Annotated in this window: 17 protein-coding genes and 1 other RNA gene; 9 read left to right on the forward strand and 9 right to left on the reverse strand. The window is 73.4% G+C overall.

Translation table 11 applies throughout. The features are described 5' to 3' along the window. Positions 1-19: 19 nt before the first annotated feature. The 5 genes from ssrA to ftsE all read right to left on the reverse strand — a co-directional run bounded on the left by ssrA (position 20) and on the right by ftsE (position 3945). Positions 20-423, reverse strand: a transfer-messenger RNA (tmRNA) gene (ssrA, locus tag CNQ36_RS13575). A gap of 117 nt (positions 424-540) precedes the next feature. Further along, the gene (gene smpB, locus CNQ36_RS13580; RefSeq protein ID WP_004930759.1) at positions 541-1020 is read right to left on the reverse strand and encodes an SsrA-binding protein SmpB; all 480 of its coding nucleotides are present in this window, start codon (positions 1018-1020) and stop codon (positions 541-543) included. Positions 1021-1080: 60 nt separating this feature from the next. Continuing rightward, the gene (locus tag CNQ36_RS13585; protein ID WP_206278453.1) at positions 1081-2241 is read right to left on the reverse strand and encodes a S41 family peptidase; all 1161 of its coding nucleotides are present in this window, start codon (positions 2239-2241) and stop codon (positions 1081-1083) included. A gap of 67 nt (positions 2242-2308) precedes the next feature. After that, positions 2309-3226: a permease-like cell division protein FtsX gene (gene ftsX / locus CNQ36_RS13590; RefSeq protein WP_004930754.1), complete on the reverse strand. Its 918-nt coding sequence runs from the start codon at positions 3224-3226 to the stop codon at positions 2309-2311. A gap of 29 nt (positions 3227-3255) precedes the next feature. Further along, positions 3256-3945, reverse strand: a complete 690-nt coding sequence (gene ftsE, locus CNQ36_RS13595; protein ID WP_004930751.1) for a cell division ATP-binding protein FtsE — start codon at positions 3943-3945, stop codon at positions 3256-3258. Between the two features lie 206 nt (positions 3946-4151). Here ftsE and CNQ36_RS13600 point away from each other — a divergent pair, with 206 nt between their 5' ends. Continuing rightward, positions 4152-4343: a hypothetical protein gene (locus CNQ36_RS13600; protein ID WP_004930749.1), complete on the forward strand. Its 192-nt coding sequence runs from the start codon at positions 4152-4154 to the stop codon at positions 4341-4343. A gap of 95 nt (positions 4344-4438) precedes the next feature. Here the strand turns inward: CNQ36_RS13600 and CNQ36_RS13605 are convergent, their stop codons facing one another. The 4 genes from CNQ36_RS13605 to CNQ36_RS13620 form a co-directional block, all read right to left on the reverse strand. Next, positions 4439-5110, reverse strand: a complete 672-nt coding sequence (locus CNQ36_RS13605) for an LPXTG cell wall anchor domain-containing protein (protein ID WP_121546197.1) — start codon at positions 5108-5110, stop codon at positions 4439-4441. A gap of 310 nt (positions 5111-5420) precedes the next feature. After that, entirely contained in the window at positions 5421-6527 is a 1107-nt protein-coding gene (prfB, locus tag CNQ36_RS13610) for a peptide chain release factor 2 (protein ID WP_121546198.1), read from the reverse strand. Between the two features lie 305 nt (positions 6528-6832). Beyond that, entirely contained in the window at positions 6833-8077 is a 1245-nt protein-coding gene (locus tag CNQ36_RS13615; protein ID WP_121546199.1) for a serine/threonine-protein kinase, read from the reverse strand. A gap of 109 nt (positions 8078-8186) precedes the next feature. Further along, positions 8187-9836, reverse strand: coding sequence for a serine/threonine-protein kinase (locus CNQ36_RS13620; protein WP_121546200.1), 1650 nt, complete (start codon positions 9834-9836; stop codon positions 8187-8189). 497 nt (positions 9837-10333) lie between these two features. Here CNQ36_RS13620 and CNQ36_RS13625 point away from each other — a divergent pair, with 497 nt between their 5' ends. The 8 genes from CNQ36_RS13625 to CNQ36_RS13660 all read left to right on the forward strand — a co-directional run bounded on the left by CNQ36_RS13625 (position 10334) and on the right by CNQ36_RS13660 (position 26194). Continuing rightward, the gene (locus CNQ36_RS13625; protein ID WP_121548450.1) at positions 10334-13795 is read left to right on the forward strand and encodes an FHA domain-containing protein; all 3462 of its coding nucleotides are present in this window, start codon (positions 10334-10336) and stop codon (positions 13793-13795) included. 458 nt (positions 13796-14253) lie between these two features. Further along, the gene (locus CNQ36_RS13630) at positions 14254-15666 is read left to right on the forward strand and encodes an ABC transporter substrate-binding protein (RefSeq protein ID WP_163013261.1); all 1413 of its coding nucleotides are present in this window, start codon (positions 14254-14256) and stop codon (positions 15664-15666) included. 7 nt (positions 15667-15673) lie between these two features. After that, on the forward strand, positions 15674-17023 hold the full coding sequence (locus CNQ36_RS13635) for a carbohydrate ABC transporter permease (protein ID WP_163013262.1): 1350 nt from the start codon (positions 15674-15676) through the stop codon (positions 17021-17023). Beyond that, positions 17020-17910 (forward strand): carbohydrate ABC transporter permease, encoded by an 891-nt coding sequence (locus CNQ36_RS13640; protein ID WP_121546201.1) that lies wholly within the window; start codon positions 17020-17022, stop codon positions 17908-17910. Before CNQ36_RS13635 ends, CNQ36_RS13640 begins: the two co-directional genes overlap by 4 nt. A gap of 149 nt (positions 17911-18059) precedes the next feature. Beyond that, positions 18060-20327 (forward strand): bifunctional glycosyltransferase/CDP-glycerol:glycerophosphate glycerophosphotransferase, encoded by a 2268-nt coding sequence (locus CNQ36_RS13645; RefSeq protein WP_163013263.1) that lies wholly within the window; start codon positions 18060-18062, stop codon positions 20325-20327. A 146-nt stretch (positions 20328-20473) separates the two neighbouring features. After that, positions 20474-22678, forward strand: coding sequence for a CDP-glycerol glycerophosphotransferase family protein (locus CNQ36_RS13650; RefSeq protein ID WP_121546203.1), 2205 nt, complete (start codon positions 20474-20476; stop codon positions 22676-22678). A gap of 7 nt (positions 22679-22685) precedes the next feature. Next, positions 22686-24908, forward strand: coding sequence for a bifunctional glycosyltransferase/CDP-glycerol:glycerophosphate glycerophosphotransferase (locus CNQ36_RS13655; protein ID WP_121546204.1), 2223 nt, complete (start codon positions 22686-22688; stop codon positions 24906-24908). Beyond that, a complete protein-coding gene (locus CNQ36_RS13660; protein WP_121546205.1) occupies positions 24905-26194 on the forward strand; it encodes a hypothetical protein in 1290 nt (429 codons plus the stop codon). The genes CNQ36_RS13655 and CNQ36_RS13660 overlap by 4 nt, the downstream gene beginning before the upstream one ends. Positions 26195-26230 lie beyond the last annotated feature (36 nt).

Raw genomic sequence — 26230 nt, forward strand, 5'->3', positions numbered from 1 at the left:
GCCTCTGCCCACATGGGATGAGTGGAGATGGCGGGAATCGAACCCGCGTCCAACGGTGCGGAACCAGGGCTTCTCCGTGTGCAGTCGGCTGTGCTTTTCTCGGCCCCGGAGATCACGCCGACAAGTCTCCGACGGGCCCAGTCACTGTGTGGTTTCCCTCTTCACCCCGTGACCAGGATCAAGGTTTAGTCCCCTAGATGATGCCAGGATCCGGGTCGGGAACATCCCCGGGCTGACACTCCCTTAAGTAGGGGAGCCGCTGCTCGCTACCTGAAGATCAGGCAGCGAGGGCGAGCTCGCCCTGGGAGATGGATCGCTTGGAATTGGCGATTATTTTTTTCGGCCTGTGGTTTACGAGATCATGGCCGCTTCCTCGACACGCTTCCCCTGCTTCGACAGCCGCTGTCGAAACCGATCATCCCCATGTTGATTTTTCAAAACCCTCCGGAGAGGGGGCTCGCACCCGCTGTGAGGTGCTGTCGCCATCGTACGTGACCAACGCGGGTCGGTGCCAGCGTATTCCCGCGCCCTCGGCGGTGCCTAGGCGCGCTGCTTCCTGCGGACCGCGGAGATCGCCTTCTCGGTCTCGCGCCGGTCCTGCTTCTCGCGGAGCGTCTGCCGCTTGTCGTACTCCTTCTTGCCCTTGGCCAGCGCGATCTCGACCTTCGCACGGCCGTCCTTGAAGTACAGGGCGAGCGGCACGATGGTGTGCCCCGTCTCCTGCGACTTGGACTCGAGCTTGTCGATCTCCTCGCGGTGCAGCAGCAGCTTGCGCTTGCGCCGCGCGCTGTGGTTGGTCCAGGTGCCCTGGCTGTACTCCGGCACGTGCACGTTGTGCAGCCACGCCTCGTGGTCGTCCAGCTGGACGAAGCCGTCCACCAGCGACGCCCGTCCCTGGCGCAGGGACTTCACCTCGGTGCCGGTGAGGACCAGGCCGGCCTCGTAGGTGTCGATGATGAGGTAGTCGTGCCGCGCCTTCTTGTTCTGCGCGATCAGCTTGCGCCCTTTTTCCTTAGCCATAGTGCCGCCCATTTTCGCACTACGGAGGGGGTCGGCGGGAAGCCGATTATCGCCGGTGGCCTACCGGCCGAGTCCGCCGAGGACCGTCTCGGCCCGCCGGAGCGCCTCTTCCTCCCCGGCCTCCAGGTCGGGGGTGAGGCCGTGGCCGTCGACGCCCCGGCCGGAGGGGGTGCGGTAGTGGCCGACGGTCAGCTCGGCGACGGAGCCGTCGGGCAGCGTGGTCGGCATCTGCACGGAGCCCTTGCCGAAGGTGCGGGAGCCCACGACGACCGCCCGTCCGCGGTCCTGCAGGGCGCCGGTGAGCAGCTCGGCCGCGCTCATGGTCCCGCCGTCGACGAGCGCGACCAGGGGCCTGGTGGTGTCGCCGTCCGGCTCGGCGTGCAGGGCGCGCTGCTCGCCGTCGACGTCGTAGGTGGCGACCAGGCCGCCGTCGAGGAAGGCGGAGGCCGCGGTGACCGCCTCGGCGACCAGTCCGCCGGAGTTGCCCCGCAGGTCCAGGACGAGGCCGGCGCCGGCCGGGGCCTGCCGCACGGCGGTGCGGACCTCGTCGCCCGAGCCCTTGGTGAAGGCGCCGACCTTGATGACGGTGACGCCGGAGGCCAGCCGGCGGACGCCGACGGTGTCCCGGGAGAGCCGGGCCCGGCGCACGGTCTCGTGCCACGAGCGGCTGCCGCGTTCCAGACCGAGGCGGACGGTGGTGCCGGCCCGCTCGCCGGTGGTCTCGCCGCGCAGTATCGAGACGACCTCGGTGACGGGCCGCCCGTCGACCTTCTCCCCGTCGACGCTGCGCAGCCGGTCGCCCACGCGGATTCCGGCGTCGGCGGCGGGCGTGTCGTCGCCGACCTTCGTCACCTCGATACGGCCGTCCCGCTCCCGGGCCCAGAGGCCGACGCCGGTGTAGCGGCCGTCCAGGGCCTCCTCGAACTCCTCGTACTCGGACTCGGAGTAGACGGCCGCCCAGCGGTCCCCGCTGCGGCTGACGGCGCGCCGGGCGGCCTCCATGGGGGAGGTGCCGTCGGCGGCGGCCTCCTCGGCCGCCTCGGCGATGTCGGCGTGGTGGCGGGAGGGAGCGGCGGGGGCCCCGTCCGCCGGGGTCCCGCCCTCGGTCCCGGGGAGGTTGCCGGTGGCGGCGCCGGCGACGAGCACGCTCGCGAACACCAAGGTCAGGGCGGCCCCGCGGCGGATGCGGCGGGGCTGACAGAACAGGGCACGACCTGACATGCCGGTGAGTCTAGGACAACGCGAAGGGGCGCACGGTCCGTTGACCGCACGCCCCTCTTGGCAAGAGTCACACCTTCAGATACTTGCGCAACGCGAAGAACGCGGCCAGCGCGGGCATCAGGAGACTCGTCGCGAGGATCAGCGGAAGCTTCGTCAGGACGGCGTCCCAGCCGATGAAGCTGATCAGGGTCAGCTTCTCGGACAGGGCCAGTCCGTGGTCGATGAGGAAGTACCGCCCGACCAGAAGGAATCCGCACGCGAGCATGCCGCCGATGAGTCCGGCGACGGCCGCCTCCATGATGAAGGGCGCCTGGATGTAGAAGCCGGAGGCGCCTACCAGCCGCATGATGCCGGTCTCGCGGCGGCGGCTGAACGCGGAGACGCGCACCGTGTTGACGATCAGCATCAGGGCGACGATCAGCATCAGCGCCATCACCGCGAGAGCGGCGACGTTCATGCCTTCCAGCAGCTCGAAGAGGTTGTCCAGGAGCCCCTTCTGGTCCTGCACCGACTGCACGCCGTCACGCCCGTTGAAGGCGGTCGCGATGACCTGGTACTTCTCCGGGTCCTTCAGCTTGATGCGGTAGGACTCCTGCATCTGGTCCGGCGTCAGGGAGCTGGCCAGCGGGGAGTCGCCGAACTGCTCCTTGTAGTGCTTGTACGCCTCGTCCTGCGACTCGTACGTCACCGAGTCGATGACCGTCATCTTCTCCAGGTCGGACTTGATCTGACCCTTCTGGTCGTCGGTCACCGCGCCCTTGGCGCAGTTGGGGTCGGACTCGGCGTCGCTCTTGTTGCACAGGAAGATGGAGACGTTGACCTTGTCGTACCAGTAGCCCTTCATCGTGTTCACCTGGTCGCTCATCAGGAGCGACCCGCCGAACAGGGCGAGCGACAGGGCGACGGAGACGACGACGGCGAAGGTCATCGTCAGGTTGCGGCGGAGACCTACGCCGATCTCCGACAGGACGAACTGGGCGCGCATGGCGTCTGATCAAGCCTTTCCGTGGAGCGTCAGTGCTGGTAGCCGTAGACGCCGCGTGCCTGGTCGCGGACGAGACGGCCCTGCTCCAGCTCGATGACGCGCTTGCGCATCTGGTCCACGATGTTCTGGTCGTGCGTCGCCATCACCACGGTGGTGCCCGTCCGGTTGATCCGGTCGAGCAGCTTCATGATGCCGACGGAGGTCTGCGGGTCGAGGTTGCCGGTGGGCTCGTCGCAGATGAGCAGCTTGGGCCGGTTGACGAAGGCCCGGGCGATGGCGACGCGCTGCTGCTCACCGCCGGAGAGCTCGCCGGGCATCCGGTCCTCCTTGCCGCCGAGCCCGACGAGGTCGAGCACCTGCGGCACGGACTTGCGGATCTCGCCGCGGGACTTGCCGATGACCTCCTGCGCGAAGGCGACGTTCTCGGCGACCGTCTTGTTCGGCAGCAGGCGGAAGTCCTGGAACACGGTCCCCAGCTGGCGCCGGATCTGCGGCACCTTCCAGTTGGAGACGCGCGCGAGATCCTTGCCCAGGACGTGCACCTGCCCCTGGCTGGCCCGCTCCTCGCGGAGGACCAGCCGCAGGAAGGTGGACTTTCCGGAGCCGGAGGACCCCACGAGGAAGACGAACTCGCCGCGCTCCACTTCCAGGGAGACATCCCTGAGCGCAGGACGGTTCTGCTTGGGGTAGGCCTTGGACACGTTGTCGAATCGGATCACGGATGCACCACGGGTAGCCGGGGGTAGATGAGCGTGACCATACGCGACCCGGGGAGGCGAGCGCAGGCACCGGAGGCGTTGTGCAGCGGTTCGCCCTTTTGTTCCGGCCCCGGGCGGCAGCCGCGGGAACCTGGCACAGTGGAAGGGGAACGTTCGCGAGGAAGTGGGCGTTGTTCATCTGGAACAGGTGCGAGGAGGGCGAGCGCATGACGTACGACAGGCTGGTGTGCGCGAACTGCGCCGCGCCCGTGAGCGAGGGCCGGTGCCCGGTGTGCCGCGCGAACCGTGAGCGGCTGCAGCAGGAGAACTTCTTCGCCGGGCTGAACCCCATGATGCTGATCGCCCTGCTCGCGGTGCTGATCGCGGCGGTGGCGCTGCTGGCCCACCAGACCGTCTGACACGCCCCGAAACGTAAGCGAGGGCCCGGAGCGCGGTTGCGCTCCGGGCCCTTCGCCTCAGCTCACGCGTACGGTGCGTGCGCGGGCGGCCACCGTCAGGCGGCGGCGCCCCCGCGGCCGTCCATCAGGCGCGGCAGGATCCGGAAGCCGATGCCGCCGGCGATCATCGTGGCGGCGCCGATCAGCAGGAAGGTGGTCTCGGCGGCACCGGTCTCGGCGAGCTCCTTGCCGTTGCCCTGGGCCGAGGTGGCCGGGGCCTCGTCGCCGGTGTCGGTGAGGGCGGAGGAGCCCTCGTCCTGCGGGGAGGCGCCGCCGTCGGGGTCGGCGGCGTTGCCGCCACCGTTGCCGCCGCCGTTGCCGTTGCCGTTGCCCGGGTTCTCGGAGGGCTCCTCGGTGGGCTCGGTGGGCTCCCCGGTGGGCTCCTCCGGGTCCGTGGGGTCGGTCGGGTCGGTGGGGTCAGTCGGATCGGTCGGGTCCGTCGGGTCCGTGGGGTCAGTCGGATCGGTCGGGTCCGTGGGGTCCGTCGGGTCCGTGGGGTCCGGGTCCCCCGGGATCGAGGTCGGCGGGTCCGTGGGCTCCTCCTCGCCCGGGTCGTCCTCATTGCCGGCGTTGGCGCTGACACCGAGGCCGAGGCCCTCGTCGCTCGCCGAGGCGCTGACGCCGATGTCGAGTGCGGAGGCCGCGCCGGCCGCCGTCAGCGAGGCACCGGCCGCGATCACGGCGCCCGCCGCGATCCGTGCGACACGGATCCGCGTCTTCTTGGTCATGTGGTTGCTACCCCCAGTAGCTCATCGTCAATGAGGCGGCGCTCGGGGCCGTGATCAACGGGGGTGCTGCTGCGGTGGAACGCCCCCCGGTTCACATGCGCCCCAGAGATACGCATGCCACACTCCACCCTTCCGATTTTCCAAAAGAACGTCAAGGCCGTTGCGTACGCGATGTCCAACTAAGCGCGCTTTGCGGAACATTGAAGCTGTGAGTGTGATGTAAATCCCGGACATCCCCGGCACGCAAAAGGCAACTGCCGCCTCAGGGGCGGCAGTTGCCTTGTCGACAAAGCGGCGTTCGCGCCGGCAGTTACTTCTCCTGCTGCTTGCGCCAGCGAATTCCGGCCTCGAGGAAACCGTCGATCTCACCGTTGAATACGGACTCGGGGTTACCGACTTCGTGCTCCGTGCGCAGGTCCTTGACCATCTGGTAGGGGTGCAGCACGTACGAACGCATCTGGTTGCCCCAGGAGTTGCCGCCGTCGCCCTTGAGGGCGTCCATCTTGGCCTGCTCCTCCTGGCGGCGCCGCTCGAGGAGCTTGGCCTGGAGCACGTTCATCGCGGTCGCCTTGTTCTGGATCTGCGAGCGCTCGTTCTGGCAGGAGACCACGATGCCGGTGGGGAGGTGGGTGAGCCGCACCGCGGAGTCGGTGGTGTTCACGCCCTGGCCGCCGGGGCCGGAGGAGCGGTAGACGTCCACGCGCAGCTCGGACTCGTCGATCTCGATGTGGTCGGTCTGCTCGACCACGGGGAGGATCTCCACGCCCGCGAAGGAGGTCTGGCGGCGGCCCTGGTTGTCGAAGGGCGAGATGCGCACCAGGCGGTGGGTGCCCTGCTCGACGGAGAGGGTGCCGTAGGCGTAGGGCGCCTGGACGGAGAAGGTGGTCGACTTGATGCCGGCCTCCTCCGCGTACGAGGTCTCGATCAGCTCGGTCTTGTAGCCGTGCTGCTCGGCCCAGCGCAGGTACATCCGCTGGAGCTTCTCGGCGAAGTCGGCGGCGTCGACGCCACCGGCCTCCGCGCGGATGTTGACGAGCGCCTCACGGGAGTCGTACTCGCCGCTGAGCAGCGTCCGGACCTCCATCTCGTCCAGCGCCTTCTTGACGAGGGTGAGCTCGGACTCGGCCTCCGCGCGGGTGTCCGGGTCGTCCTCCTCCTCGGCCATCTCGAAGAGCACGGCGAGATCGTCGATCCGGCCGCGCAGCCCTTCGGCCTTCCGCACCTCGGCCTGGAGGTGGGAGAGCTTGCTGGTGATCTTCTGCGCCTCGTCCGGGTTGTCCCACAGGGACGGCGCGGCCGCCTGCTCCTCGAGCACGGCGATGTCTGCCCTCAGCTTGTCGAGGTCCAGGACGGCCTCGATCGACTCCATGGTCGAGGAGAGGGACTTGAGCTCTTCGGATACATCGACGACTGCCACGCCCTCCAGCGTAACGGCTCCGCCGGGCGGCCCACGCAGTGCGCCGTGGCGGCTGCCGCCCGGGGCGCCGCCCCCGGCCCCCTGCTCACCCCGCCCGCCACGGCGGAGCCGCCCGCCGACAGGGGCTGACCGGGGACACCCCGGGGGACTGAGGTCCACGCCTGCCCCCTACCGCCCCGGCGGCAGAGCCGCATGTCGGCACGAGCTCACGGCGCTGGGGAAGGCGGGTGGGAGGGGGCCTCGCTCCGGGGCCCTTGCGTCCCCGTGGCGGGGGCGGAGACCGGCACGGCGTCGTGCCCCTGGGGTCACGGGTTGGCCGGGGCCGAGTTGCGGGTGTCGTCGGGGGTGGGGGGCTCGTCGTCCGTGGTGGCGAGCCAGGTGCCGATGCCGGCCGCGGCGAGGAGCACCGCCGCCACCGCCAGGGTCAGGCGTCGCCGGCGGGTCACGGCGCGGTTGCGGGCGGAGCCCGGTCTGCGGGCGCCCGTCGCGCGGGGCGCGCGGGCCGTGCCGCGGGCGCCGCCGGCCAGCTCGTCGGGGGCCGGGACCCTCATCGACGTATGCGTGTCGCGGTTGGAGTCGGCCGGCTTCGCCCCCGGCACCAGCGGGACGGCGCCGCGGCGGCGTACCGGTTGCCCGGAGGCCGGGACGGAACCGGAGGGCGGCAGGTCCTCTCCCTCCTCGTCCGGCTGCTCGGTGTCCGGCTCGTCCACGTCCAGCGGCGGCATGCCCTCCAGCATCGGCAGCAGCTCGCGCAGCCGGGCGCCCAGCTCCGAGGCGCGCAGCCGGGACGCCGGGGCCTTCGCCAGGCACTGCACCAGCAGCTGCCACAGCTCGTCCGGGATGCCGGGGAGGGGGACCACCGTCTCGGTGACGTGGCGGCGCAGGACCGCCCCCGGGTGCCCGCCGCCGAACGGCGTGAAGCCCGCGAGCAGCTCGTACAGGACCGTGGCCAGCGCGTAGATGTCGACCGACGCGCGCGGCGGCAGGCCCTCCACGATCTCCGGCGCCAGATAGTCCGGAGTGCCGATGATCTTCGTGGCGCGGGTGCGGCGCGGCGTGTCGATGAGTTTCGCCACGCCGAAGTCCGTGAGCAGGGCGCGGTGCGAGCCGCCGGGGCCGAGCGGGCCCTGCATGTCGAGCAGCACGTTCTCCGGCTTGACGTCGCGGTGCACGACCCCGGCCGCGTGCGCCGCGGCCAGCCCGTCGGCGACGTCGGCGACGATCGCCACGGCGGCCTCCGGCGCCAGCCTGCGCTCCCGGTCGAGGCGGGTGCGCAGGTCCGTGCCGCGGACCAGGTCCATCACCAGCGCGAGATCGTTGCCGTCGACCACCAGGTCGCGCACCGAGACGACGTGCGGGTGCTCCAGACCGAGCAGCGCGGTCCGCTCCTGCACGAAGCGGCCGACGAGCTCCTGGTCCGAGGAGAGATCCTCACGCAGCAGCTTGATGGCGACGGGCCCGTCGGGGCCGTCGCCCAGCCACACCGTGCCGGCGCTGCCCCGCCCGAGGATCTGATGGGCGGTGTACCGGCTGCCGATTCTCCGTGCCAAGACTGCTCCTACCGACGCGTGTTGTCGCCAAAGCTACGCGTCCGGAGCACCGGCCTTCACGCGGGATCCGGAAATCAGCCCTCAGATGTCGACAAATCAGCAAACAGGCTCAGTTGGAGCCGGAGGGCACCGAGGGCTCGTCGGGGCCGCCCAGGTCCTCGATCCAGCCCGTCACCGAGCCGAACCAGTCGCTGAGCTGCTCCCAGTAGCCCTTGCCGGTGCCGATCCAGTCCTGGAGCGGGCTCAGCTCCCAGATCAGCCAGCCGGCCACGAACAGGATGACGAGGGTGAACAGACAGCCCTTGAGGCAGCCCAGACCGGGGATGCGCATCGGGTTCGCGCTGCGCTGCCGGGGCGGCCGGGGCTCCCGGGCCGGGCGCTGCGGCTCCGGCGCGTACCGCTGGGGCTGCGGCTGCTGGGGCCGCTGCGGCGGCGGGGCGTACTGCTGCGGCTGGTGCTGCTGCGGGTACCCGTAGCCGGGGCCGGGCTGCTGCGGCTGCCGGCGCTGCGGCGGCTGCTGCGGCGGCTGCTGCGGGGGCCGGGCGACCTGCCGCTGGGGGCGGCGGCGCAGCGGGTCCTGGTTCGGGTCGAGGTACTGGACCTGGGTCTGCTCGTTGCGGTCGCGGGCCGCGCGGAGCTGGTTCTGCCAGGGGTGCGGGTCCTCGGGGCCGGCTCCGGGCTGCCCGGGCGGCACGGGGGGCATGACGGCCGTCGGGTCGGCCGCGCCGCCCGGTCCGCCGGTCTGCGGCAGGACGCTGGTCGCGCCGTTGGGGTCGTAGGTGCCCGCGCCGTGCGGCAGCACCTGCGTCGGGTCGGCGGCGCCGGGTTCACCGGGGACGGGGGCGGGCGCCGGGTCGGGCAGGAGGAGCGCGCCGACGTTCTCGGCGGCGGCGATCTGCCCGGAGTTCGCGTGCACGCCGATGCCGTCGGCGACGACCCGCAGGCCGCGCGCCAGGTTCTCGGCGCTGGGCCGCTGTTCCGGGTTCTTGCGCAGGCAGCGCTCGATGACCGTCCACAGCGGGTCGGGGACGGTGGAGGGGCGGCGCGGTTCGGCGCTCAGGTGCTGGTGCAGCACCTCCAGGGCGGAGCCGCCGGAGAACGGCGGGCGCCCGGTGACCAGCTCGTACAGCAGGATGCCGGCGCCGTAGATGTCGACGGCGGAGGTCTGCGGGCGGCCCTCGGCGGACTCGGGCGCGATGTAGGCGGGCGTGCCGACGAACTCGTGGGTGCGGGTCAGGCCCGGGGAGTCGGCGAGGCGGGCGATGCCGAAGTCGGTCAGCATCGGGTGCATCTCGCCGCCCTGCTGCTTGAGCAGGACGTTGGCGGGCTTCAGGTCGCGGTGCACCACCCCGTCGGCGTGGCTGGCGCCGAGCGCGTCGGCGATCTGCGCGGTCAGCAGGGCCGCGGCGACCGGGGTGAACGGGCCGTTCTCGCGGAGGTGGCGGTGCAGGTCGGGGCCCTCGACGAGGTCCATGACCAGGGCGAGCAGATCGCCCTCGACCACCAGGTCGCGGACCCGGACGATGTTGGGGTGGGTGAGCCGCAGCAGCACGGAGCGCTCGCGGAGGAAGCGCATCACGACGTCGGCGTCGTTGGCGAGCTCCTCCTTGAGGACCTTGATCGCGACGGTCTCGCCGGGCTGTCCGGCCACGGCCGCCTCGGCGCCCGCGGTCTCCCGCTGGCGGGCTCGCCACACGGTGCCCGTGGCGCCGCGTCCGAGCGGCTCCTCGAGCAGGTACTTGCTCCCTACCGGCCGCACGTCATGGGCTCCCTGCTGCTTGCTTGGCGTACACCGCGGTCCACTCCGTGCTCACGGAATGTTCCGACCCACTGTAGTGCCGCCGCGCGTGATACCGGATGGTCGTCTTCGACGCGGTCCCACTACAGGTCGTACGTATACGGGTCCTACGCAACGGCCCCCGTTCCTGTTCGACGGTTCGACGTTCGAAGGTTTGGAGGAAAGACGCTCCACTCGGTCCGTTGGTTGCCGCGTGCCGGACATGACCGATCTCAAGTGGAACCGAATCGATCATTCACCCGTCACCGGTCAGGCACTTTTGCGGGCAGAGCCGACCAATCAAGATCATTTGATGCCCGGGGGCGGGCGCGTTGTCGGTGGCAGGTGCGAGGATGCCTGCAGTACTGGCCGTACGTGCGCGTGTGGCGGTGGGGGAAGGCCGTGGTCGGGGGGAGACCGCGGTGGGGCTGGGTCCCCCCGCGTCGCGGGCGCCCGCGCAGAAGGGACAGCTGACGGCGATGCAGATCCGGCTGACCGTCGTGGACCCGCTGGGCCCCTCCTCCCCCACGCGGGAGCGGGCCGCGAGCTGCGACGTGCTGGTCACGGCGCCCGCGGGCACGGCCCTGGCCGCGGTCGCCACCGCGCTGGCCTCCGTGGTCTCCGGCGGCGACGGCGCGCCCGGCTCCTCGGGCACACCCGTGCTGTACGCCGGTGACCAGCGCCTGGACGCCCAGCGCTGCACGCTGGGCGAGCCGCCGCTGATCGACGGCGCGGTGCTGGCCGTGGGCGCCCCGGGTGAGCCCGAGCCGCATCCCGAGCTGGACGAGGCCCCGACCCGGCTGCATGTCGTCGCCGGTCCCGACGCGGGCGGCGTGCACCTGCTGCACGGCGGCGAGATCCGCATAGGCCGGTCCGCCGACGCCGACGTGCCGCTCGACGACCCGGACGTCTCCCGGCTGCACTGCGCGGTGACGGTCGGCTCCGACGGCCGCGTCTCCGTCGCCGACCTCGGCTCCACCAACGGCACGACCCTGGACGGCCGGCGCGTGGGCCCCCGCCCGGTCCGCCTCGCTCCGGGCTCGCTGCTCCGCATCGGCGAGTCGGCCCTGCGCCTGACCCCGGCGGCGGGACCGCGCGCCCGGGCTGCGACCACGCCGGACGGCGAGGGGTACGTACGGGTGCCGGGGGCGGGGGGCGGAGGCGGCGGTGCCGCCGGGGCGGACGTCCCCGCGCGGGATGCTCCGCGCCCGCGCGCCGCACCGCCGGAGGCGCCGTCCGCACGGACGCACCACGCCTACGGCACGGCGGACTGGACGACACCCGGCACGGCGGACCGGACGACGCCCGGCGGGGCGGACGGGGGCGGGGCGCGCGAGCCCGGCCGGGGTGGACCGGACACCGGCCGGGAAGCGGTGGTGCCGGGGCAGGGCGGGGCGCCGGCCGCCGAGCGGCAGGGTCACGCCGGCGGCGGGCGGACGGTGCGGGTCGCGGCGCGCGGGGACGAGGTGCCGCGGATGCCCAAGGGGCGGCGGGTGTCGCAGCCCCGGCCCGCCGGTGACGAGACGCACGCGGGAAGCGGCGCGCTCGACAGCGGCTTCGGTCACGCCCCCGTCGGCGGCGGCGCGGCGCACGGCGCCTCACGGGACGAGGCACCCGGCGCGCTGCGCGGCGCGCCCCCGGACGGCGCGGCCGGTGACGGACGGTACGAGCACGGCTCCTCCCGCAAGGGCACGCCCCCGCGCGGGACCGACTTCCCCGAACCGCCCGCCGGGCGGAAGCGGGGCGGCATCGGCGCCTGGGCACGGCGGCTGGCCGGGGGACGGCAGGAGCGGGACGCAGCGGACGCGTGGGACGCGCACGGGGAGGCCGCGGAAGGGCCCGCGACACAGCCGGCGCCCGCCGCCCCCGTACTGCCCGAGACCTGGCCGGACCCCGCCACCCTGCTGCTGACCGCGCTGGGCCCCGGCCCCCGGCTGTGGGAGCGCGGCCCGGGCCATCCGGAGGCGCTCGCGGTGCGGCTCGGCACGGCCGACCGTCCGGCGCCGGACGGCTCCGGCCTGCTGCCCGCCGTACCGGTGACCTCGGGACTGCGCGAGGCCGGCGCGCTGGGCCTGGCCGGCCCGCGCGACCGCCTCGCCGGACTGGCCCGCGCGGTGCTGGCCCAGCTCGCCGCGCTGCACTCCCCCGAATTCCTGGAGATCGTCCTGCTCGCAGCGGACCCCTCCCGTCCCCTCGCGGAGCGCACCGCCGAGTGGTCCTGGCTGGGCTGGCTGCCGCACGTACGCCCGGCGCACGGCCAGGACTGCCGGCTGCTCCTCGCGCACGACCGCGAGCAGGCCACGGCCCGCGCCGAGGAACTGCTGCGCCGGCTGGACGACCACGACCACGCGGGCCCGGCCGCCCGGATATCCGACGAGGGGCCGTGCACCGTGGTCGTCGTGGACGGCGACCCCGGGAGCGCCGAGGTCCGTGAGGCGGTGGCCCGGCTGGCCCTGGAGGGCCCGCGGGCCGGGATCCACGTGGTGTGCCTCGCCGAGACGGCCGCCGCCTCCCCCGCGTCCCCGGTCACGGAGACGTACGAGGCGGCCTGCTCGGTGGCGCCTGCGTTCCGGCAGTGCGGGGCGGTCGCCCTGCTCAGCGGGGACGTGGCGACCACGCTGCGCCTGCTGCGGGTGGCCGGGACCGGATCCGGCACACCCCCCGGGCCGGTCGGGCACGGCACCCTCGCCACCGTCGACGCGGTCTCCCCCGCCTGGGCCGAGCGCTTCGCGCGGGCGCTCGCCCCGCTGCGCACGGACGGCGCCCACGGCGAACGGCACGCGCGTGTGTCGGCGCCGCTGCCCCAGTCGGCGCGGCTGCTGGACGAGTTGGGCCTGGCCCGGGCCACCCCGGCCTCGCTGATGGCCCGCTGGGCGGACGCCGCCGACGACACCCGGGCGCTCGGCGGACGCGTCACCGCGATACTGGGCGCCGGACCGCGGGGCCCGGTCACCGCCGACCTCGCCGCCGACGGACCGCACCTGCTGATCGAAGGTCCCTCCGGCAGCGGCCGTACGGAACTGCTGCGGGCGGTCGTCGCCTCGCTGGCCGCCGCCGAGCGTCCCGACCGGCTGGGGATCGTGCTGGTCGACGGCCGGGGCGGGCCCACGACGGGCGCCGCGCACGGCGAAGGACTGCGCGTGTGCACGGACGTCCCGCACGTCACCACCCATCTCTCCGCCAACGACCCGGTGCTGATGCGGGAGTTCGCCCAGTCCCTGAGCGCCGAGCTGAAGCGGCGCGCGGAGCTGCTGGGCCGGTCCGACTTCGCGGAGTGGCACACCGGGCGGGAGCTGTCGGACCGCATGGTCGCCCAGCGCACGGCCGGCGGGGAGCAGAACGGGGACCTCGACGGGCCGCCCAGTTCGACGATCCGGCTGCGGCCGGGCGCGGAGCGGCGCAGGACGGAGGCGGCGCCGCCGCTGCCCCGGCTGGTGGTGGTCGTGGACGACCTGGACGCGCTGGTCTCACCGCCGCTCGGTGCTCCGGGCCGGCCCGCCGCCGGTTCGGTGATGCGCGCGCTGGAGGCGGTGGCGCGGGACGGGGAGCGGCTGGGTGTGCACCTGGTGGCGGCGACCGGGCCGTGCGCCCGGACGGCGCAGACGGAGCCCGCGCGGCGGGCGTCGTTGCGGGTGGCGCTGGACGCGCCGGTGCCGGGGGGCGGACCGGAGGAACCGGCGCCGGGGCGGGGGCGGTTGGCACGTCCGGGGGACGGGCCGGAGACGGCGTTCCAGGGTGGACGGGTGACCGGCCGTATTCCGCGGACGGCGACGATGCGGCCGACGGTGGTGCCGCTGGAATGGCACCGGATGGGGGATCCGCCGGCTCGGCGGCAGGTGCGGGAGCTCGGTAACGGGCCTACGGATCTGGCGTTGCTGGCGAGTGCGTTGGAGCGGGCGGCGCGGGAGGTGTCCGCGGCGGAGGTGCCGTCACTGCTGTGACGGGCGCTTCGGTGCCTTTACGTGGCTGTGCCTGTGCCCGGTGCTGGGGCTGAAGCTGGGCGGGGGTGGGTTGCGCGGCCCGGCGCTTGCGGGGTGCCGTCGCGCCCACCCGTGCCGCCCCAGCGGCACGACTGCCCGCGGAGTGCGGAAGCCCGGCTGCCCGCGGAGGGCGGGGGAGGGCGGAAGGCCGGCTGCCCGCGGAGGGCGAGGGAGGGCGGAAGGCCGGCTGCCCGTGGAGGGAGGGGGAGGGCGGAGGCCCGGCTGCGCGCGGAGGGCGGGGGAGGGCGGAGGGTCGGCTGTCCGTGGAGGGCGGGGGTTGGTGGTGACGGGTGGTTACGACGGGGTCACGATCGGTCGGTTGGCGTGGGGGGTGGTCTTGCCACCCCTGACGGCCGGGCGTAGACCAGTGCGCACGGGACAGCGCTCGACGTTCGACGAGTTCGAAGAACGGGGCAGTGATGCGCGGAACGAGCAGGATCATCCGGATACCCAGGTCGCCCGACGGTTACGTGACGACTCCCCGCACCCGAAGAGCCGCGGCGCTGCTCGCCGCGGGTGTGCTCGCGGTCTCCCTCACCGCGTGCGGAGGCGGCGACGACGACGAGGACAAGGGCGGCGACAAGGGCAGGGGCGGCGGGACCCCCGGCACCGTCACCCTCCCGAAGCTGGACGGCGAGACCCTGGAGGTCGCCGCCGTGTGGACCGGCGCCGAGCAGAAGAACTTCAAGCAGGTCCTCGCGGAGTTCGAGAAGCGCACCGGCGCCAAGGTGACCTTCGTCCCCGCCCAGGACCCGATCATCAACTTCCTCGGCTCGAAGATCGCGGGCGGGGCCCCGCCGGACGTGGCGCTGCTGCCGCAGCCGGGCGCCATCAAGCAGGCCGTCGACAAGGGCTGGGCCAAACCGCTGGGCGCCGGGGCGACGAAGGAGCTCGGCAAGAACTACTCGCAGGGCTGGCAGGACATCGGCAAGGTCGACGGCAAGCAGTACGGCGTCTACTACAAGGCCGCCAACAAGTCGCTGATCTGGTACAACGCCCAGGTCTTCGAGAACGCGGGGGCGTCCGAGCCCAAGACGTGGGACGAACTGCTCACCACCGCGCAGACGGTGTACGACTCCGGTGTGACGCCGTTCTCGGTCGGCGGCGCCGACGGCTGGACGCTCACCGACTGGTTCGAGAACATCTACCTCTCCCAGGCGGGCCCGGAGAAGTACGACCGGCTCGCCCGGCACGAGATCAAGTGGACGGACCCGTCCGTCAAGGAGGCCCTGACCACGCTCGCCGAGGTCTGGGGCAAGAAGGACTACGTCGCGGGCGGCCCGTCCGGCGCGCTGCAGACGGAGTTCCCGGCGTCCGTGACGCAGACCTTCACCGGTGGCGACCAGCCCAAGGCCGGCATGGTCTACGAGGGCGACTTCGTGCAGGTCAACATCGGCGAGACCAAGGCCGAGGTGGGCACCGACGCGAAGGTGTTCCCGTTCCCGGCCGTCGGTGACACCGCGCCGGTGGTGTCCGGCGGCGACGCGGCCGTGATCCTGGAGGACTCGAAGGCGGCGCAGGCGCTGGCCACCTTCCTGGCCTCGCCGGACGCGGCGGCGATCCAGGCGAAGCTGGGCGGCTTCCTCTCGCCGAACAAGGCCATCGACCCGTCGGCGTACCCGAACGACGTGCAGAAGAAGATCGCCGAGGCGCTGATCGCGTCCGGCGACGACTTCCGTTTCGACATGTCCGACCAGGCCCCGCAGGCGTTCGGCGGCACACCCGGCAAGGGTGAGTGGAAGGCGCTGCAGGACTTCCTGAAGAACCCCAAGGACGTCGCCGGCGCGCAGGCGAAACTGGAGGCCGACGCGGCCGCGGCGTACGGGAACTGAACCGGCGATGGCGTCGGACACGGCGGCGGGGGCCCCGAGGACGGCCCCTGTCGCTCCCAAGTCGCGCAAGAGTGTCACCGGCACCCGGAGAACGGTCGCGGCGCTGTTCCTGCTGCCCGCGCTCGTCCTGCTCGGTGCGCTCGTGGTCTACCCGATCGGGTACTCCGTCGTCCGCAGCTTCTACGACCAGTCCGGCGACGGCTTCGCCGGATTCGACAACTACCAGTCCCTGTTCACCGACGACGGCATCCGCACCGCCCTGAAGAACAACGTCCTGTGGGTGGTGTTCGCGCCCACGGTGGCGACCGCGCTCGGCCTGGTCTTCGCGGTGCTGACCGAACGGGTGCGCTGGGGCACGGCGTTCAAGCTGGTCGTCTTCATGCCGATGGCGATCTCGATGCTGGCGGCCGGGATCATCTTCCGCCTGGTGTACGACCAGGACCCTGACAAGGGCGTCGCGAACGCGGTGTGGGTGGGGGTGCACGACACCTTCGCCCAGTCGTCGGCGTTCCCGAAGGCGCATCCGGGCCGTGAGTCGCCGCTGGAACCGGCGGGCGGGGGCGCGTTCGTCACCAAGGGGACGGTGAGCGCCGGGGACACGGTGACGCTGCCGCTGGTCGGTGTCGCCCCGGACCTGATGCCGGACGGGGCGAAGCGGGCCGCCGCGCCGAAGCCGGACGGCGACCGGATCAACGGCACCACCTGGCAGGACTTCACCCGCGGCAAGGGCGTCGGCACGCTGAACCAGGTCGACGCCGCCGAACTGGGCTATGCCGGGATGCGCGTCGAGGCCGTCAAGGACGGCGAGGTGGTGGAGACGGCCACGGCGGGCGACGACGGCTCCTTCTCGCTGTCGGCCGAGGCGGACGGGGCCCGGCTGCGGCTCCCGGCGAGCAACTTCCAGGAGCCGTACAACGGGCTGGACTGGCTCGGCCCGTCGCTGGTCACGCCCGCGATCATCGGCTCTTACATCTGGATGTGGGCGGGCTTCGCGATGGTGCTGATCGCGGCCGGGCTCGCGGGGATGCCCCGGGAACTGCTGGAGGCCGCGCGGGTCGACGGCGCGAACGAGTGGCAGGTGTTCCGGCGGATCACGGTGCCGCTGCTGGCGCCGGTCCTCGCGGTCGTCACCGTCACCCTGATGATCAATGTGCTGAAGGTGTTCGACCTGGTCTTCATCATCGCCCCGGGCTCCTCCCAGGACGACGCGAACGTCCTCGCGCTGGAGCTGTACCGCAAGGGCTTCTCCGAGGACCAGCCGGGCGTCGCCAGCGCGATCGCGGTGTTCCTGCTGCTGCTGGTGATCCCGGTGATGTGGTTCAACGTGAGGCGGCTGCGGCGGGAGGTCAGGCGATGAGCGCCACGAAGGCGGGCGCGGCGCCCGCCGCGGCCGGACGGTCGCTGGGCTCCCGGCTGAGCGAGTGGGTGAGCGGCGGTCTGGTGCGGGTGTTCCTGATCGTCGTGGGGCTGTTCTGGCTGGTCCCCACGGTGGGGCTGCTGCTGGCCAGTCTGCGCACCCCGCAGGACATGGCCGCCGACGGCTGGTGGACGGTGTTCACCGAGCCGTCGCAGCTCACCTTCGGCGCGTACGAGACGCTGCTGGAGAACGACGACATCACCGGCTCGCTGCTGAACACGGTGTACATCACCGTCCCGGCGACCGTGCTGGTGGTGGTGATCGGCTCGCTCGCCGGGTACGCCTTCGCCTGGATGGAGTTCCCGGGCCGGGACTGGTGGTTCCTGGCCGTGGTGGGGCTGCTGGTGGTGCCGGTGCAGGTGGCGCTGATCCCGATCGCCGAACTCTTCGGCAAGCTGGGCGTCTTCGGCTCCCTGACGGGTGTGGTCCTGTTCCACGTCGGTTTCGGTCTGCCGTTCGCGGTGTTCCTGCTGCGGAACTTCTTCGCGGAGATCCCGAGGGAGCTGCTGGAGGCGGCCCGGCTGGACGGGGCGGGTGAACTGCGGCTGTTCGTGCGGGTGGTGATGCCGCTCGCCGGGCCGGCGATCGCCGCGCTCGGCATCTTCCAGTTCCTGTGGGTGTGGAACGACATGCTGGTCGCGCTGATCTTCACCGATTCGGGGAGCCAGCCGATCACGGTCGCCCTGCAGACACAGGTACGGCAGTTCGGCAACAACATCGACGTGCTGGCGCCCGGCGCGTTCATCTCGATGGTGGTCCCGCTGGTCGTGTTCTTCGCGTTCCAGCGGCAGTTCGTGTCCGGGGTGATGGCGGGCGCGGTGAAGTAGCCGACGCCGGACGGATGTACGAAGGGGCGGGTCCGCGCGGGTCCGCCCCTTCGTGTGACGGGCGTCCCCCGGATGCCGCAGGGGGCGTAACCAAGTCGGCCCAGGGGCCGTTGCCGGGCCGAACGCCCGCACCGACCGTTGGATGCCCCTTGCCCAGGTTCAGTGTCATTGTCCCCGCGTACCAGGTTCAGGCGTATCTGCACGAGTGCCTGGAGTCGGTGCTGTCGCAGTCGTATCCCGATCTCGAACTGATCGCCGTCGACGACTGCTCGCCGGACGCCTGCGGTGAGGTGATCGACGAGTTCGCGGCCCGCGACCCGCGCGTACGGGCCGTGCACCTGCCGCACAACTCCGGTCTCGGCGGCGCCCGCAACGCCGGGACGGAGCGGGCGACCGGCGACTACCTGGTGTTCCTGGACGGCGACGACACCCTCACGCCCGACGCGCTGCTCGCCCTCGCCGACCGGCTGAAGGAGACCGGCGAGCCGGACGTCCTGGTCTACGACTACGCGCGCACCTACTGGTCGGGCCGGTCCGTGCGCAACCGGGCCGCCGCCGAACTCACCGAGCGGGGACCGGCGCCGTTCCGGCTGACGGACCGGCCGGGGCTGCTGAACGTGCTGATGGTGGCCTGGAACAAGGCGTACCGGCGGGAGTTCGTGCGGCGCGCGGGGTTCGCCTTCCCGCCGGGGTACTACGAGGACACCCCGTGGACGTACCCGGTCCTGATGACTGCGGAGTCGATCGCCACCCTGGACCGGGTGTGCGTGCACTACCGGCAGCGCCGGACCGGCGGCATCCTGCACACCACCAGCGATCGGCACTTCGACGTCTTCGACCAGTACGACCGGGTCTTCGCCTTCCTCGACGAGCGGCCCGCGCTGGAGTGCTGGCGGCCGGTGCTGTTCCGGCGGATGGTCGACCATCTGGTGACGGTGTACGGGCGGCGAGACCGGCTGCCGCGCGGCTCGCGCGCCGCGTTCCTGCGCCGGGCCCGCGCCCACTACCGGCGCCACCGGACTCCGGGCGCGTCCGTGTCCGCGCGCACCCGTGTGCACCACACGCTGACGCGGTTCGGGCTGCACCGCACCTACCAGGCGCTGCGGCTGGCGGCGGCCCTGCGCCGGGGGGCTGCCCGGCTCGCCCGGAGGCTGCTGCGCGTCCTGGGCCGCACCGCCCTGCGCCTGCACTACCGCTTCCAGCGACTGCTCCCGCTGCGCGACGACCGGACCGTCTTCACCGTGCACGGACACCACGGTCACGGCGGGGACCCGGGCGCCCTGGAGTCCGCGCTGCGCGCGCTCGCCCCGCACATGCGCACCGCCTGGGTGGTGCGCCCCGAGCACCGCGGCACCGTGCCGCCGGGGGTGCGCGCCCTGGTCCCCGGTTCGGCCGCGCACTGGACGGCGCTCGCCCGCTCTGCGTACCTGGTGACCGACGCCGACGCCGTCCCCGGGCTGGTCAAGCGCGAGGGGCAGGTGCTGGTGCAGACGCGGCGCGGCACCCCTCTCGGACACGAGGGCCTGGACCTGCTGGAACGTCCCGCCGCGGCCGGCGGGACCGACTTCGCGCGGTTCCTGCGAGGCGTCGACCAGTGGGACCACGTCGTCTCCGCCGACCGGCACTCCACCCTGACCTGGGAGCGGGTGTGCCCCGGCCGCTACACCACCCTGGAGTACGGCCGGCCGCGCACCGACCGGTTCCACACGGCGACCGCGGCGGACGTGGCCCGGCTGCGGGAGTCCCTGGGGATCCCCGAGGGGTCGGTGGCGCTGCTGTACGCGCCGGCCCACCGCGACTACCGGCGCACCCAGCGGCCGACACTCGACCTGGAGCGCGTGGTGCGCCGTCTCGGCCCCGGGTTCGTCGTGCTGTCCCTGGCCCCCCGGCCGTGCGCGGGGCCGCTCGAGGCGGCCTCCGACCGGGTCCTGGACGTCAGCGGCCATCCGGACCCGGTGGCGCTGTGCCTGGCCTCGGACGCCCTGGTCACGGACTACTCCTCGCTGATGTTCGACTACGCGGGCCTGGACCGGCCGGTGGTGCTGTACGTCGACGACTGGGAGGCGTACGAGGCGGCCCGCGGCGCCTACTTCGACCCGCGGGCCCTCCCACCGGGCGCGGTCGCGGGCGACGAGGACGAGCTGATCGACATCTTCGCCACCGGCCACTGGTGCGGCGCCCGTTCCACCCGGCTGCGGACGGAGTTCCGCGCCCGGTTCTGCCCGCACGACGACGGCCGCGCCGCCGAGCGGGTGGTGCGCCGGGTCTGGCTCGGGGAGACGGCGCTGCCCCCGGTGGTCCCGCCGGACGAACGCCGTCCGGTGCCGTCGGCCGCCGCCGCGTCCGGCCCGTCGTCGCTCACGACGGTGCCGCCGCAGCAGCCCGCCGGTCTGCTGACCGTCACCGATCACGGCTGAACGCCGTTGCCCCCGCAGGGAGTCCCATGCCCCACGGTTCGTCGCGCCCCACCCCGAGCCGGCCGCCCACCTGGCGGCCGGCGGGGCGGCCCGGCCGGCGCCCCGCCCGCTGAGGGCGTCCCGACCCCGTCAACGGAAAGAGGAGTATGCCCCGCTTCAGCATCATCGTCCCGTCGCACGGGGTCGCCGGCCGGCTGGGCCGGGCCCTGGACTCGGTCCTCGCCCAGTCCTTCGGCGACTTCGAGCTGATCCCGGTCTGCGACGCGCCCGGGTCCGCCGCGGCCGACGTCGCCGCCGGGCACGCCGCCCGGGACTGCAGGGTGGCCCCGGTGCACGCGCCGCCGTCGGCCGGGCTCGCGGGGGCGCGCAACGCGGGGATGCGGGCGGCCACGGGGACGTATCTGCTGTTCCTCGACGGCGACGACGTCCTGGTGCCGGGCGCGCTGGCGGCCCTGGACGCCCGGCTGACGGAGACCGGGCCCGTGGACGTGCTGCACTTCGAACACGAGCGGGCGCCCTGGTGGGAGGGCGAGCCCGGCAACCCGGCCGCGCCGCTGCTGGCGGACGCCCCGGACGGCGTCTTCGCCCCCGGCCGCGCCCCGCGGCTCACCGGCGTGCTCCTTCCGGCGTGGAGCGCGGCCTGGCGGCGCGCGTTCACCGTCGAGCGGGGCCTCGCCTTCCCCGGCGGTCACTTCACGGACGTCGGCTGGGGCGCGGTGGCGATGCTCGGCGCCGAGCGGGTGGCGGTGCTGCGGTCGGTCGTCGTACGGCATCTGGTGCGCCGGCAGGGCAGCCGGCTGAACCTGCCCGGGCACCACCACGCCGAACTCCTCGACCAGGTCGAGCTGGTGCTCACCCGGGCCGCCCGAGAGGGGCTGCCCGCCGAGCGGTCGGGGCCGCTGTTCGAGCAGCTCTTCGGCCTGGTGCTGAAGACGGCCGCCCATCCGCGGCGGCTCCGGTCGGACCGCCGCGCCTTCTTCCGCCGGGCGGGCCGTCTGTACCGCCGGCACCGCCCGGCCGGGTACCGGCCCCCGGGCGGCAGCCTGGGGGTGCAGCACCGGCTGCTGGCGTCCGGCTGCTACCCGGCGTTCGCCGCCCTGCGCGGCGCCCGCCGCGCGGTGACGGGGGCGACGGCGCTGCTTCCGCGCCCGCGCGGGCTGCGCACCCGGCTGCGGTACCGGGCCCAGCTGCGCCGCCCGCTCGATCCGCACCTCGCCGTGTACTGCGCGTACTGGGGCCGCGGCTACGCCTGCAACCCGGCCGCGATCCACGCCAAGGCCCGCGAACTCGCCCCGCACATCCGCTCGGTGTTCCTGGTGGAGGCCGAGCACGCGCACACCGTGCCGGACGGCGTCGAGTACGCGGTCGTCGGCAGCCGCCGCTACTGGGAGGTGCTGGCCCGCGCGACGTACCTCGTCAACAACGCCAACTTCGCGGAGGGCGTGGTCAAACGCCCCGGCAGCGTCCACCTGCAGACCCAGCACGGCACCCCGCTGAAGACCATGGGCGTCGACCAGTCGGTGTACCCGGTGGTGGCCGCCGCGACCGGCAGCTTCACCAGACTGCTCGGCCGGGTGGACCGCTGGGACTACAACCTCTCCTCCAACCCCCACTCCACCCGGGTGTGGGAGCGCGCCTTCCCCGGCTCCTACGAGCACCTGGAGTACGGCTATCCGCGCAACGACGTGTACTGCACGGCCGGCGCCGGGGACGTGGCCCGGATCCGCGCGGAGCTGGGCGTCCCGGAGGGCGCGCGGGCCGTGCTGTACGCGCCGACGCACCGCGACCACCACACCGGCTTCGAGACCGGCCTCGACCTGGAGGCGTTCTGCGAGGCGGCCGGCGACGACGTGGTGGTGCTGCTGCGCGCCCACTACTTCTACGACCGGGGCGGGCGCAGCGGCGGCGGCCGGGTCATCGACGTCACCGCGCACCGCTCCTCCGAGGACGTGTGCCTGGCCGCCGACGCGCTGGTCACCGACTACTCGTCGATCATGTTCGACTACGCCAACCTGGACCGTCCGATCGTCGTGTACGCCGACGACTGGGACGTCTACCGGGAGACCCGGGGCGTCTGCTTCGACCTGATGGACGGCCCGCCGGGCCCGGTCGCCCGCACCCCCGACGAGCTGGCCCGGGTGTTCCGCGACGGCTCGTACGCGAACGCGGAGTCGGACGCGCTGCGGGCCCGTTTCCGGGAGCGGTTCTGCCCGTTCGACGACGGGCGGGCCGCCGAACGGGTGGTGCGCCGGGTGCTGCTCGGCGAGCCGCCCGAGGCGCTGCCGCCCGTGATCCCGCTCGCGGAGCGGGTCCCCGCCCCCGCGGCCGCCGCCACCCTGGTGAGGAGCTGACACCGCAGTGCCCCGCTTCAGCGTCATCGTCCCCGTCCACAAGGTGCAGGGGTACCTGCACGCCTGTCTCGACTCGGTGCTCGGGCAGTCGTACCGCGACATCGAGGTGATCGCCGTCGACGACCGCTCCCCGGACGGCTGCGGGGCGATCCTCGACGCGTACGCGGCCCGCGACGAGCGGGTCCGGGTGCTGCACCTCCCGGAGAACGTGGGCCTCGGCCGGGCCCGCAACGCCGGGATGCCGCACGCGACGGGCGACTACCTGTTCTTCCTGGACAGCGACGACACCCTCACGCCGGGCGCGCTGCGCGCCCTGGCCGACCGGCTCGACGAGACCGGCGACCCGGACGTCCTGGTCTTCGACTACGCCCGCACCCACTGGTGGGGCGGCACCCGCCGCAACGTCCTGGCGCCGCTGCTGGCGGAGACGTCCGGCGGCACGTTCACGGCGGCCGAGCGGCCCGCGATCCTCGATCTGCTGATGGTGGTGTGGAACAAGGTCTACCGCCGCGACTTCGTCGAGCGGGAGGGCTTCACCTTCCCGCCCGGCTACTACGAGGACACGCCCTGGACCTTCCCGGTGCTGCTCAGCGCGGAGCGCGTCGCCACCCTGGACCGGATCTGCGTGTACTACCGGCAGCGCCGCCGGGGCAGCATCCTGTCCACCACCAGCCGCAAGCACTTCGACGTGCACGAGCAGTACGCGCGGGTGTTCCGGTTCGTCGACGCCCGCCCGGCGCTGGCGCACTGGCGGCCCTTCCTGCACGCCAAGATGGGCGAGCACTGTCTCGACATCCTGGCCAAGCCGGACCGCCTGCCGCCGTCCGACAAGGCGGAGTTCTTCCGCCGCACGGCCGAGATGTTCCGGGCGCACCGGCCGGAGGGCGTCCGGGTCCCCGACGAACTGCGGGTGCTGGAGGGGAGCTACGCCGGGTACGTGCTGCGCCGAGGGGCCGGGCGGGCGGGCCGTGAGCTGGGGCGGCGGGCCGCCCAGGCGCGTGCGGCGACAGCGGCGCGGGCCTCCCGGGCCCGGTCCTCGCTCAACCCGTACCGGCCGCTGGACCCCGGCCTCGTCGTGTACTCGGCGTTCTCGCACCGGGGCGTGCTCGGCGACCCGGCGGCCGTCCACCGCGCGGCGCGCGAGATCGCCCCGCACCTCAGGGGCGTGTGGGTGCTGGCCGACGAGGAGGGGGTGGCCGGGCTGCCGCCGGACACCGAGTACGTGCTCCTGGACTCGCCGGGCTACCGCAGGGTGACCGAGCGGGCCACCTTCTTCGTCAACAACGTCAACTGGCCCGGGGCGCTGGTCAAACGCCCCGGCAGCGTGCACATCCACACCCATCTGGGCACCCCGCTGAAGTACATGGGCGCCGATCTGCTGGACCGGCCGGGCGCCCGGCACGGCACCGACGTGCCGCGGATGCTGCGCCGGGCCGACCGCTGGGACTACAGCCTGGTCGCCAACCGGCACTCCGAGCTGGTGTGGGAGCGGGCGTACCCCTGCCACTTCACCTCCGTGCGCACCGGCAGCCCCCGCAACGACGCCCTGGCCGGCGCGGGCCCGGACAGCGGCCGCGCGGTCCGCGAGCGGCTCGGCATCCCGGAGGGCGACACGGTGGTGCTGTACGCGCCGACCCGCCGCGACTACCGCAGGGACGGGCTGGTGGAGCGGATCGACTACGCCCGGTTCGCCGCGGACCTGGGCGAGGGCCGCACCCTGGTGGTCCGGCTGCACCCCTCGCTGGCCGCCGGGCCGGCGCGCGGACTGGGCCTCGCGGAGCTGCACCGGCGGGGCGTGCTCGTCGACGCGACGGACGAACCGGAGGCGGGGGACGTGCTGCTCGCCGCCGACGTGCTGGTCACCGACTACTCGGCCCTGATGTTCGACTACGCCGTGCTGGACCGGCCGATCGTGATCCACGCCGACGACTGGGCCGCGTACCGGGCGAGCCGGGGCGCCTATCTGGACATCACGGCGGAGGCGCCGGGCCATGTCGCGCGGTCCTACCCGGAGCTCGCCTGGCTGTTCGACTCGGGGACCTGGCGGGACGCGGAGGCGGCGCGGCTGCGGTCGGCGTTCCGGAAGCGGTACTGCGAGTTCGACGACGGACGGGCCGCGGAGCGGGTGGTGCGGACGCTGATGCTGGGCGAGCGGATGCCCGAGCGGCCGGCCGGACCGGCCCGGGTGCCCGGCCAGGCCACCGGCCGCGACCGGCTGACCCCGTCGTGAGGCCGCGCACCCGGGTGCTGCTGCTGGCCGCCGTCTTCGCGCTGCTGCAGCTCGCCAACGTGACTGGCCGGGACACCCCCGACAGCAAGAACTACCTGTCGTACGCGCTGAGCCTGACCGGTGCGGACAAGCGGGAGGCGGCGTCCGCCACCATCGACTACTTCTGCGCCGGCCGGGCGACGATCGCGCACCGCGGGCAGAACGTCGACGTGGTCCGCTTCCACGCCCCGGACCCCGCACCGCGGGTGGTGCGCGAGTGCCGGGAGCGGGAGTGGCGGCAGGTGGAGGCGCGGCTGAGGGCCGGGCAGACCGGCGGGCACACGGTGCCGTTCATGCCGGAGCGGTTCATGCGGATCTTCGAGGTGCGGCCCGGCTATCCGCTGTTCCTGGCCCCGTTCGTCGGGCTGTTCGGGGTGACCTGGGGGGTGTGGGCGGCGGGCGTGGTGGTCACCTGCGCGGGCGGGGTGCTCGCCTTCCTGGTGCTGCGCGCCCTGGCGGTGTCCGTGCCGCTCGCGCTCACCGGGCAGGCGCTGTTCCTGTTCCTGCCGTGCGGGACGACCGCGATGCGCCCGATGGCCGAGGGGCTGCTGCTGGCGCTGACGCTGGCCGCGCTGTGGGGCTGCGCGCTGGTGCTGGAGGGGCGGCGCGCCCGGACGGGTCTGGCGCTGGCGGGCGGGGCGCTGCTCGCACTGTTCACCGTCAAGCACTCGCAGGCGCTGTTCCTCGGGCTGTGCCTGGCGGGCGCGGGCGGGGTGATCGCCGTATGGCGCCGGTGGCGGGGACGGGGGCCGGGGCGCGGGGTGGCGGCGCTCGCCGCGACGGGGTGCGCGGGGGCGCTCGGCGCGGTGCTGCTGGCCCGGCTGCTGGACCATCCGTCGATGTCGGAGAGCGTGCAGGACCTGCTCACCGATCACTTCGCCCGCCCCGACCGGGAGCGGCCGTGGGCGGAGTTCTTCCAGCTCCAGGGGAACTTCTGGACGGAGTGGCTGCGCCGGCAGCTGTGGGAGCCGGTGTTCGTGGCGTTCCTGGCGGCCGGTGTCATGGGGGCGCGGCGGCGCCCGGTGTTCGGCGCGTTCCTGGTCGCGGCGGCCGCCACGGGGGTCCTCAACCAGGCCGGGCATCCGGACATCAACATCTGGGGCGAGCGGCTGATCACGGCGGCGTGGCTGCTGCCGGTGCTGGGGGTGCCGCTGCTGCTGGAGCCGCTGGCGCGGCGGGCGACGGTGCCGGCGCAGGGGGCGCGGCCGACGGCCGCCCCGGACCATCAGGATCACTCGATGAGGTGACTCGAGGTCATCCCCTTGACCTCGGCGGGAACATAC

It is taken from the genome of Streptomyces fungicidicus (genome assembly GCF_003665435.1).
Taxonomy (GTDB): domain Bacteria; phylum Actinomycetota; class Actinomycetes; order Streptomycetales; family Streptomycetaceae; genus Streptomyces; species Streptomyces fungicidicus.

What these genes read in the sequence shown, in the direction of transcription:
- CNQ36_RS13605 (WP_121546197.1), bottom strand. Translation starts at nt 5,110, where the DNA reads ATGACCAAGAAGACGCGGATCCGTGTCGCACGGATCGCGGCGGGCGCC.
- smpB (WP_004930759.1), bottom strand. Translation starts at nt 1,020, where the DNA reads ATGGCTAAGGAAAAAGGGCGCAAGCTGATCGCGCAGAACAAGAAGGCG.
- CNQ36_RS13650 (WP_121546203.1), top strand. Translation starts at nt 20,474, where the DNA reads ATGCCCCGCTTCAGCATCATCGTCCCGTCGCACGGGGTCGCCGGCCGG.
- CNQ36_RS13630 (WP_163013261.1), top strand. Translation starts at nt 14,254, where the DNA reads ATGCGCGGAACGAGCAGGATCATCCGGATACCCAGGTCGCCCGACGGT.
- CNQ36_RS13600 (WP_004930749.1), top strand. Translation starts at nt 4,152, where the DNA reads ATGACGTACGACAGGCTGGTGTGCGCGAACTGCGCCGCGCCCGTGAGC.
- CNQ36_RS13625 (WP_121548450.1), top strand. Translation starts at nt 10,334, where the DNA reads ATGCAGATCCGGCTGACCGTCGTGGACCCGCTGGGCCCCTCCTCCCCC.
- ftsX (WP_004930754.1), bottom strand. Translation starts at nt 3,226, where the DNA reads ATGCGCGCCCAGTTCGTCCTGTCGGAGATCGGCGTAGGTCTCCGCCGC.
- CNQ36_RS13635 (WP_163013262.1), top strand. Translation starts at nt 15,674, where the DNA reads ATGGCGTCGGACACGGCGGCGGGGGCCCCGAGGACGGCCCCTGTCGCT.
- CNQ36_RS13640 (WP_121546201.1), top strand. Translation starts at nt 17,020, where the DNA reads ATGAGCGCCACGAAGGCGGGCGCGGCGCCCGCCGCGGCCGGACGGTCG.
- CNQ36_RS13585 (WP_206278453.1), bottom strand. Translation starts at nt 2,241, where the DNA reads ATGTCAGGTCGTGCCCTGTTCTGTCAGCCCCGCCGCATCCGCCGCGGG.